The organism is Endozoicomonas sp. ONNA2, from assembly GCF_024606365.1.
GTDB lineage: Bacteria > Pseudomonadota > Gammaproteobacteria > Pseudomonadales > Endozoicomonadaceae > Endozoicomonas.
Genome location: NZ_JAHHPO010001208.1, coordinates 1 through 9,746 on the forward strand (window position 1 = coordinate 1; position 9,746 = coordinate 9,746).

Annotated in this window: 7 protein-coding genes; 1 reads left to right on the plus strand and 6 read right to left on the minus strand. The window is 49.1% G+C overall.

Going from position 1 to position 9,746, the window contains the following annotated elements; translation table 11 throughout:
• Nucleotides 1-50 precede the first annotated feature (50 nt).
• From msbA to uppS, 4 genes are all read right to left on the minus strand, one after another.
• Nucleotides 51-1,868, minus strand: a complete 1,818-nt coding sequence (msbA, locus tag KDK14_RS21215) for a lipid A export permease/ATP-binding protein MsbA (protein ID WP_257267262.1) — start codon at nt 1,866-1,868, stop codon at nt 51-53.
• 317 nt (nt 1,869-2,185) lie between these two features.
• Complete coding sequence (locus KDK14_RS21220) at nt 2,186-3,928, minus strand: CyaA/EF/ExoY family adenylyl cyclase toxin (RefSeq protein ID WP_257267264.1); 1,743 nt, start codon at nt 3,926-3,928, stop codon at nt 2,186-2,188.
• Between the two features lie 167 nt (nt 3,929-4,095).
• Nucleotides 4,096-4,317 (minus strand): hypothetical protein, encoded by a 222-nt coding sequence (locus KDK14_RS21225; RefSeq protein ID WP_257267265.1) that lies wholly within the window; start codon nt 4,315-4,317, stop codon nt 4,096-4,098.
• 94 nt (nt 4,318-4,411) lie between these two features.
• The gene (gene uppS, locus KDK14_RS21230; RefSeq protein WP_257267266.1) at nt 4,412-5,119 is read right to left on the minus strand and encodes a polyprenyl diphosphate synthase; all 708 of its coding nucleotides are present in this window, start codon (nt 5,117-5,119) and stop codon (nt 4,412-4,414) included.
• Nucleotides 5,120-5,310: 191 nt separating this feature from the next.
• Between uppS and KDK14_RS21235 the strand changes: the two genes are divergently transcribed.
• A complete protein-coding gene (locus KDK14_RS21235; RefSeq protein ID WP_257267267.1) occupies nt 5,311-6,396 on the plus strand; it encodes a serine/threonine-protein kinase in 1,086 nt (361 codons plus the stop codon).
• A gap of 72 nt (nt 6,397-6,468) precedes the next feature.
• On the opposite strand, the gene KDK14_RS21240 is transcribed toward KDK14_RS21235, so the two are convergent.
• The gene (locus tag KDK14_RS21240; RefSeq protein WP_257267268.1) at nt 6,469-8,631 is read right to left on the minus strand and encodes a hypothetical protein; all 2,163 of its coding nucleotides are present in this window, start codon (nt 8,629-8,631) and stop codon (nt 6,469-6,471) included.
• A 497-nt stretch (nt 8,632-9,128) separates the two neighbouring features.
• Nucleotides 9,129-9,557 (minus strand): YkgJ family cysteine cluster protein, encoded by a 429-nt coding sequence (locus tag KDK14_RS21245; protein ID WP_257267269.1) that lies wholly within the window; start codon nt 9,555-9,557, stop codon nt 9,129-9,131.
• Nucleotides 9,558-9,746: the final 189 nt, after the last annotated feature.

A 9,746-nucleotide genomic window follows, 5' to 3' on the forward strand; every position in this document is an offset into this window, starting at 1 on the left:
TAGTAACTGTCCACTTAGCCAGAAATATACGATTCCATTTGGCCAACTACTTAAGGGATTTGCTCTTCAGCAATTGGCGGTTCATCCTGAAACTGCATCTTGTGCAGTTTGGCGTAATGTTCCCCTTTCGCCAGCAGTTCAATATGAGTGCCCCGTTCAATTATTCGGCCATGCTCCATCACCAGGATGCAGTCAGCATTCTCAATGGTCGACAGGCGATGGGCAATCACCAGGGTGGTGCGGTCTTTCATGATGCTATCCAGGGCCGCCTGAATATGGCGCTCGGATTCTGTATCCAAAGCTGAGGTTGCTTCATCCAGAATCAGGATGGGCGCATCTTTAAGCACCGCCCGGGCAATGGCCAGACGCTGACGCTGGCCACCGGAGAGAAGAACGCCATCTTCGCCAACAATCGTGTGAATACCATCTGACATGTCTTTGATAAACTCTGTGGCATGGGCCGCTTCTGCGGCCAGACGGATATCTTCCTGGTCAGCCGTATCCCCCAGGGCGCCGTAGGCAATATTTCTGGCAACGGTATCATTGAACAGGGTGATGTTCTGGCTGACCAGGGCAATCTGGCTGCGCAGGTTTCTCAATTCAAAGTCATTGAGGGGAATACCGTCAATCAGGATGTCGCCTTCGGTATGGTTATAAAACCTGGGAACAAGATTGGCGAGGGTGCTTTTGCCGGAACCGGATCGACCCACCAGGGCGTAAGTTTGTCCGGGCTCAATGGTGAAACTGATGTCTTTCAGTGCGGGTAATTCAGCACCGGGATAGGTAAAACCGATCTGCCTGAATTCAACGCAGCCCGTTACCCGGCCACAGATGTACGGGCCATGATTGGCCTCTGGTGTTTCATCCACCATGGCGAAAATACTTTCTGCCGCCGCGATGCCTTTTTGAATATTGGCATTCACTTCACTGAGCTGGCGGATCGGCTTGGGTAACAGGGCCGCTGCCGTCACATAACCCACCAGTATTGCTGTGGTTGAGTCACCCTTGACAAACAGAACCATAAACAGCAACAGGGCAAGGGCTATGGAGACAATGAATTGCAGGACCGGCGTATGGACGGAGCCCGCCCTGGCCAACTTCAGGTTCTGGCGGGTATTGGCCGCACTGGCAGCCCGGAAGCGGTCACATTCGTAGCCTTCACCACCAAACCCCCTGACTTCCCGGTAGCCATTAATGGTTTCTGCGGTAACATGGGTCAGGTCACCCATGGAATTTTGAATATTTCTGCTGATCCTGCGGAAACGTTTGCTGGCATAGGCAACCACCAGGGCGATGATTGGCAGTGCGGCAATAAAGATCAGGGTCATCTGCCAGCTGGTGTAAAACAGGAAACTGAGCAGGAAGACAACGGTCAGCCCCTCCCGGACAGCGATACGAATGGCATCGGTAGCGGCAGAAGTGACCAGGCTGACATTGTAGGTAATGCGGGCAATCAAGTGGCCGGAATTGTTGTTATCAAAGAATACATTGGGAAGATTGATCATTCGTTCAAACATCTCGGTTCTCAGGTCATGGATAACAAAATTCGCGACCCTGGAGATGTAGTAATTACCCAGATAAGAGCCAATACCCCGAACGATGGCAATAATGACCATCAGCGCCGGAATCAGCCAGAGTGATGAGATACCTGAGCTGGAAAGCCATGCCCACTCCTGCAACAGGGTGACCTCCTCACCTTCGAGCGCCTGAACAAAGTATTCAAGCAGCTTGGCAAAGGCGGGCTGGGTCAGGGCAAAAATGGCCAGACCGAGCAGGCTCAGGGCAAAATAGCCTGTGTAGGGTTTTACGTAAGTCAGCAGTCTAAGGTAAATCTGCAGACTGCCTGCATTAAGGTTCTGTTCTGACATGGTACAGGATCATTTCTGGCTCAGGGCAGACATTGCCATGAGCGTAAGTGCTGCTTCACTATCAATTAAATAAAAGCCTGATTAAACATGAGCCTGATTAAAAGTCTGATTAAACAGGAGTCTTATTAAACACGGGTCTGATTAAACAAGAGTCTGATTAAACAAGAGTTTGATTAAACATAAATCTGGCCGGGAAGAATGTTCTGGCGGCATTTCCATAAAAAATAATTTGGTGAGGATAACAGCGAAGTCAGCCCTTGAAAAAGTTTTTTTACCGGGTCCTTGCGCAAGTGCTTCAGTAAAAATACCAGATTTGCTTATTCAGGCCCATCAAACTCTGACTCATCACCCGATTCACTGTCGCTGAAATCGGAAAGATCCGCTGCCGAGTCTTCCTCTGATCCCCGGTCAACGGAGTCGATACTGCTACTGACACTGGCGGTGGAATCCCGGCGCCCGTGAACGTCATCTACATCTAAATAGCGCTCCTGGTCAGTGATCAGCCCGGCCTCTTCTTCCGCATCATCTGCCCGGGCCATCCGCTCAAGACCTCTGACAAACTCTTCAGTATCGATTAATGAAGCTTTCAGACTGGCGGCCACAATGGCTTTGGCATTGAGAAAATTGTTATTTCTCGGACGGGATTTCCAGAGTGGATTTTGCTGAACTGCATACCCTCTATTCATCAGTTCACTAAGAACCGTGTGAAACTGCTCTTCATTGAAAATCATGCAAATCCCTTCTGCCATATTTAATGAGGCTGGCAGAAAAGCGGTAATGGGATAATTAGCCTGCTCATCAGTGGCCAGACTATGAACATCAACATTATGATGAATAACCCGGTGTTTTCTGCCCAACGCCCGTTCATAATAGCTAACCATATTCCGGGTTCGGTTGGACACATTACCCATAGTCGAGTCCTCCCTGAACAGGGTATTTCCGGATTCATCCTTTACCGAATAAAAATCGGTTTGCAGTTTTTTTTCCAACTGGTCATAGCCAGTCAGTTTCTCTTGCAACACCGCTTTGGATATTTCCCCGGCAGCATAGGCTTTCTTGACTCTTGATCGATACTTGTCTACCTGTCGGGTGACCACCTGGTCTGACACCAACGGTATGGGTAATCGGTCCAAACGCTCCAGGTCCAGATTCTCCAGAGGAAAAACCTCCATCAGCGGATCAATATCTGCGGTCATTGGCTGGGCCACGTCGTCAGGCTCAGCTGCCGGCTGCGCAATCACCATGACAGGAGCCGGTGATAGATCATCAGCGTCGTAAACAGCCCATTGACCATCGGGTTCTTTTATCAACAGCTGGGTATGTTCAGGCCCGTCACTGCGATTGCAGGCCCGGGCCTTGAAATAGAGACACTGGGCGCCGTTTTCGATCTGTTCATTGCGCTGATACAGATAGCCAGTGCGTTCAAGCTCCTCAAGCCGGGCCTGGCTAATTCTTAATGGCACAGACTGGGCGTATGGGTTGCCTTTGCGATCTACCTCCTGGAGACTCTTTTGCGCCAGCTTGCTGTATTTCTCTATTTTGCTGTCCTCGTCCAGGGCCAGCTTGCTGTATTGCTGAAGCACCGGAACGGTACCTGCCTGAGCCCCCCAGTTACTGCTTTTTGCCTTGATCCTGAAATGCTTGGTGGGCCACCCTTCATCAATCAGGGTGCGACAGACCGGTTCCACCGGACGGGTAAACAGTGCGGCACCGCGGTTATCGGCAGCCTCTCTCAGTCGGCTCAGAAGGTCATAGGGAATCCCCTGGAGGGAGTGGCCTGCAACCCGTTGCAGACCGGTAATTACATTGTCCCGGGAAGTATGATTTTGTATAGGGTCAGCCAAAGTGATCAATGATTCACTGAGGCTTTTTTGTGAAGCTATCGGACTCACTGATCTGTCACTGTTAATACCCTTGCCAATATGGGTATCACTGATCTCAGTGATCGGAGAAACCTGCCGGGTGTTGCCAAAAGCACCTCGGCGGGTATTCACCGCTTCGAGCTGGTTTTCCTGTGCTGGATAGTGAGTTGATGTGTCTGTTGTAATTTTTTTGGCCATAGTAAGCAGCCTTTCCCAACTCATACCTTTGCAAGCGAAAATATCAATGTTGTGCATCGGCAATCTTTGCTCCCGTTAAAGGGCAGGATATCTACCGTTTCCGGGTGGTTGTCTGAGAATAGACTGCCCCGGGCGCAACGTCTCCTGCGTTGCCCTGACTCCTGCATTCATGCAGTGATGCGGTTGCGATAGTCTTGACTGATACAGGGCCATTCACTGGATGGTCTGGCACAGCAGTAGCAGCTGATGGGCTCTGCATCCAGCAGCTGCATTTCATCGGCCATCGGGTGGTTGGCATGACACCACAGAGCATCAACTCCACTACTACTGCCCGGGAAAATCAATTGCCGGTAACTGGAAAAAGGTGGCGATAAAGGGTGTTGGTGCAAGAGCCCTATTCCCATGCTCTACGGGAACACACCGCACTAATTCCCAAGGAGAACCGTGTGAGCCAGGATATTCATTTCCTGCCCACTGTCTCAATCACTCACTGCGCCCAAACCGACGGTTCCGCCCCTGAAAATCCGCAATGGCCACATCCAGATCCTTCGTCGTAAAGTCTGGCCATAAGGTGTCACAAAAGTAAAACTCGGCATAGGCGCACTGCCACAGCAGAAAGTTGCTGATCCGCTTTTCGCCACTGGTACGAATTAGCAGGTCGACGGGGGGAGCGTCTTCGGTAGCAAGATACTCCTGAATCTGTACGGGCCGGATGCTTTGCGGATCAAGATCCTCAGTCTTGACCACCGCCGCCAGCTTCTGAAAAGCACGGGTGAGATCCCACATACCCCCATAGTTAACCGCCACCATCAGCGTCATCCTCTTGCACTGGCGGGTTTTGGCTTCGCATCGCTCTATGGCCGCCTGAATCTGTGGGCTGAGTGCCGAACTGTCGCCGATGATCTTCAGCCGGATGTCGTGCTCTGCCAGTTTTCCGGCCTCTTTTTCCAGGACATTGAGAAACAGCTGCATCAGGCCACTCACTTCATCGGCGGTGCGCCGCCAGTTCTCGCTGGAAAAAGCAAACAGGGTCAGCCAGGGAATGCCCAGCTTGTGGCAGTGTTTGATCACATTGCGCACGGTGGTGATGGCGGCGCGATGGCCAGCCAGAGAGGGTAACAGGCCACGACGGGCCCAGCGGTTGTTCCCATCCATAATGATGGCGATGTGTTGGGGCAACGTAGAGGTCATTAGGGCAGGAACCGGTTTAACGGCCAATAAAAAAACATCGGGGCACTATATGAATCACTCGGGGCAGTGTCAAAAAAATAACCTGCCAATCAGGACATTTATATTCAAGCCAGTTACTGATATGCCGCTTTTTTATACAAAGAAAAATAAGAATATTGTTCTTATTTATTGGATTCTGGAGCCAAAGAGAAATGCCTCGAAAAATTGAAGGTGGAATGAGCCCTCATTTGCAGCCTCATCCACAAAAAGATCCCAAGCCAGGGAAAGATTACTTTGCCGGGCAATCTGTGGCTAAGGTGGCCGGGCAATCTTACGTCAGCCCAAAAGAAGGTGAGACGCTAACAGGGAAAGCCCCAACACCTCTTGTGCAACGAAACGCGTTCTCCTTTGAGATTGATAACCTGCAACCAGCAGCACCGATTACTTTTAAAGGTGCCTCCATTGATCCAGAGTACAACTATCCGATCGTACCCCAAAAAGATTTGGATAAGAGCAGGACGTTAGGCATGGGGAGTTATGGTGTTGTGAACCTTATGGTTCACAGGCATACCAATCAGAAACTTGCCCTTAAAATAGTGGCTGATGATGATGAGCGCAGACTGGAATGTGCACAATTGATAAAAATTCAGCGTGCAGTCGCAAGAACAGGCGGGAACTCAGAGAATATTGTCAACCTCATTTCCCTGAGTCGAGGAAGATCAGATAAAAAATACGCCCTTTTAGAGTACGGAGGTATGGATTTACGCAAGTCGTTAAAAAAGGATGGTTGTTTCAAAGGTGTAGATCTGAAAGAGGCTTTTTTTCAGGCGGTCAATGGGGTCAGTACGCTATTCCAGGCCGGTTATCAGCATCATGACATAAAGCCTGAAAATATTTTGATAAATGGTAAAGGCAAGGTAAAAATCTGTGATTTCGGGTTTGCAGAACAACTTGGCGGAAGTATTCAGATCCTTAGTGGAACCCCCTGGTATAAGCCACCGGAAAAAAAATATAGACTGGATGATCAGAAGAATGACAGGGCCGACTCCTGGTCCCTGGGCTGTACGTTCGCGGAAATGCGTCTGGGTTACCCGGTAATGCCAGTAGATGATGGAATACCCTTTAATGAGGCTATGAAATCAATAAAAACATTGAGAACAGAGACATACGAGGAGCTTTTGGAAAAGGAAGGTCAGCAAGCTGCTGAGTTATTCATGTCATTAACGGAACCGGACCCTGCGGACCGGTTATCCCCCACTGAAGCACTGTCTCACCCTTACTTTGCCACCTTGCGTTGATAGCTCATGGTGTTGGATGACCGGAAAGAGCCATTGCCTGGTCAGTATTTGTATGGCCAGGGGAATGAATGGTTAATCAAAATCCAGCTCTTCATTTTGTATATTTTTCAGTACGCTCATGGTAAGAGCATCCGGGTCAGCCTGACGACGGGTGTAGTAACGCCAGGTGAATAAAGCACCGATACCCAGAGCCGCCGCTACCCCTACAGAAATCCCGACAATGGCGCCAGTGCTCAGGGTTGATGCTGCCTGGGCTCCTGTTACCAGGGACGTTAATGTTGTTGGGGCTTGGGAATAATTGACCAGTCCCGTATTCATCGTCGATGGGGCATTTGAAATTTGCCGGGAGGTGGGTATTGATCCGGTTGCAGATGTACTTGCAGACGATGGGACCCATGGCAAATCCGTTGCTGTACAGTTCCAGTCACCTGTCGAAGACTGATTCATTACCCGACAATCATTGGCAACAAATCGTTGATCGGCAATATCGCACAACTGATCCAAAGAGGACCGGGATACATTGCCGATGTTATGCAACCTGCCGTTTACTGTAACGTTCACGGCCTTAACACTGTTTTTCATGTTAATAACAGAGGGATGATTGACCCGATCCAGGTAGCGATCGATCGATCCTGCACCAATATCACCTTTTGCGTCTCTACCGCTGGCCGTAATGCCGCCTCTCACCGCAGTAACGCCCACAGTTTTTCCCGCTTGAAAAAAACCGGTCCCAATGGCAGCATGAGCGTGTTGTCCGGTGGTATTGACGAAACAATCGATGGCCTTGGTATCAAGAACATCGCCTCGAGAGTAACCCACACCAATGCCGGCATCCGCACCCTCTCCGACAGTCGTTACATTACATGATATTGCCGTTGTTCCTGCTAGTGTTCCCTGAAAAATACATTTACCAGCACCGATACCAGCAACCGAAGAATCTTTTTCGGTGTGTACTGAACTGTTAACAACGGTCAAATTTGCTACTTTACCCTCGTCAATTACTCCCCCGCCAATACCGGCAAAACTATGAACACCATCGGTTTCAACCTGACTGTTGAGAACGGTAAGATAATTGATTCGGCCCCCAACCGTTCCGGCACCAATGCCTGCGTAGGCATACCAACCAGCTGTTTTTATCCGGCTATTGTCTATAGTTACCTGTTGTATATCTCCTTCAGACCACCCACTGACAATGCCTGAAGACCCATAATTACCAGTACCGGTAACTGAGCAATTATTAATCACAACTTGCTCAATATAGCTATTCTCCTGCTGGTGGCCTGTTATTACACCTGTATTGGTCATCCATGACGGGAAAGCCGCTCCTATTCCATCCTTGTCATTTAACACGCTGGAATGCTCTATCTTCAGGTTTTTCAGAAGGCTGCCTTCGCCTATTTTACACGCGACTACGGCACTGTATTCATCATTACTCTCGACACGGGCCTGCGCCAAGCGAAGATTACTGACAACACCATGATCTGCAACCTTGCCAAATAAACAACGTCTCTGACCAGTGATCTTATGGCATCCGCCATCGTAATTCCCGTAAAATGGCCGATCTTCACTGCCAATGGATACATCGCTGTTGATATCCTGAGTCTGGATATAGTCATCCGATAACAGATATCTGTCATTTTGGCCAATTTGTTCCAATGTTTCCCGGTCCGGTACCGGAATCGGGCGACCCGTGGCCTTGCCCGATTCAGCTGCAGCAGAAACAGGTATCTGCCCCATAGTAACCATGGCAGCAGCGGCGAGCACTCCCCGGGGTATACTGATTTGGGCGGCCGATCCATGCTGCTCACCAGCGCATTTTTGCTCGGAAGGCTCTCTTTTGGTAGCGTCTTTTTCTTGCATGTAGTCGATGACTTTATCTCCAAAACTAACAGCGACACATAATTTAGAAGCGACATCAGCCAACACTTTCACTGGCGGAACCCAGGCTCCGGTCAGCTGAGCGACAAATCCAGCACTCTGGCAAACATTATTCAGCATTGATTGGCCTGGTAGTGCAACTGGCCTTGAATCTGATTCATTATTATTGGCCAAAGGCTGTTGGTAATCAGGGGATAGCGACTGAAAAAAAGGGATGACGGCAGAGCGTACAATGACACTCAAACCATTTAACTGCCCGGTCTTACCCGTCCCTGCGTTCTCCTGCCCGGGCGATGCACTGAAAACGTTGCCCGGATATATTGATGCAGCATAATTCTTTTCGGTTGGTGTTTGCATACTCTCTCTCCAGATTCAAGAGGTAAATCGTAATCCTTGTGATTGGTTTTTAATGGCAAATAACTAATGCACGACTTTAACAAGGTATCAGAAGGTATCGTGATTATAAGAAAAGCAATGGGAGTAAAATCCGAACGACCATATTATTTTATTTATATCAGCGCACCCCATCTGCCAGACAGCTTAGACCAGAGAGCCTGAACCAGGTGAAATAAATCACCAGTTTGAAGCAAAGCAAAATTCTGTGAGAAAGAAAAATATAAGAGTCGGGTCTTTCATTATGAATATTTATTGTCGTTTACGGTGACAAAAAAATATATGCAAGATGGAAGTCCTGCCCTATTACCTTCCCGCTGATTTCTGCATAGTTTTCTTTTTTGCCATACAGTCAAGGAGCCACAGAAGGAAACATTTTTGTTTCTGCCTCCGTGGCATAGTTTTTCCTGGCTGTGTAGCATCTGAAATGTGGATGGACTGACCCCGGGCAAAATACTCTACTATTGTCGTTTTTCCCGTCCTGCCTCAAACTTCTCCAGCCGTTTGTCCCAGGTCTTGAACCGTGTTCGACAATAGGCATCCAGCTCATCATAAGTCTGGAAATACAGCTCGCAGCCGTCATTGATGGGCGCATCAAACTCGCAGCTTTCATTGCTGTGTTCCCGGCAGATAACGGGGCGCCGTTCGTAGATGCCACAGCGATGATCCGGCAACAGAAATTCACACCGGGTCTGACAGAGCAAGTACCAGCCATTGCCATCCTTGAAAATATGCACCCCCTTATGAGCCACCTGCCAGAGCAACACATCAAACGCGTGCATACTGCGGGGAGTGTCCAGTTCCTGGGTAATGTAAGAGCAACAAAGGGCAGCACACTGGTCACACTTGTTGCTGGAAGTGATGTCTCTGGTTTCGATCCGGTTAACCATATCTGACACGATAAGTAATAAGTCTTGTTGTTTTAAAAATTATTCTACCGATACTGGCCACGCAAAGCGAATGCCAGGAGGCTGATGCTTATTGATCGGGGAAACTCCGATGCTGAAACATCCACCAAGTCTTTTTAAGTAGTTGGCCAAATGGAATCATATTTTCTGGCTAAGTGGACAGTTACTATG

Excerpts from the sequence above, each read along its gene's own strand:
- KDK14_RS21245 (WP_257267269.1), bottom strand. The coding sequence starts at position 9,557 with ATGGTTAACCGGATCGAAACCAGAGACATCACTTCCAGCAACAAGTGT.
- KDK14_RS21220 (WP_257267264.1), bottom strand. The coding sequence starts at position 3,928 with ATGGCCAAAAAAATTACAACAGACACATCAACTCACTATCCAGCACAG.
- uppS (WP_257267266.1), bottom strand. The coding sequence starts at position 5,119 with ATGACCTCTACGTTGCCCCAACACATCGCCATCATTATGGATGGGAAC.
- msbA (WP_257267262.1), bottom strand. The coding sequence starts at position 1,868 with ATGTCAGAACAGAACCTTAATGCAGGCAGTCTGCAGATTTACCTTAGA.
- KDK14_RS21240 (WP_257267268.1), bottom strand. The coding sequence starts at position 8,631 with ATGCAAACACCAACCGAAAAGAATTATGCTGCATCAATATATCCGGGC.
- KDK14_RS21235 (WP_257267267.1), top strand. The coding sequence starts at position 5,311 with ATGCCTCGAAAAATTGAAGGTGGAATGAGCCCTCATTTGCAGCCTCAT.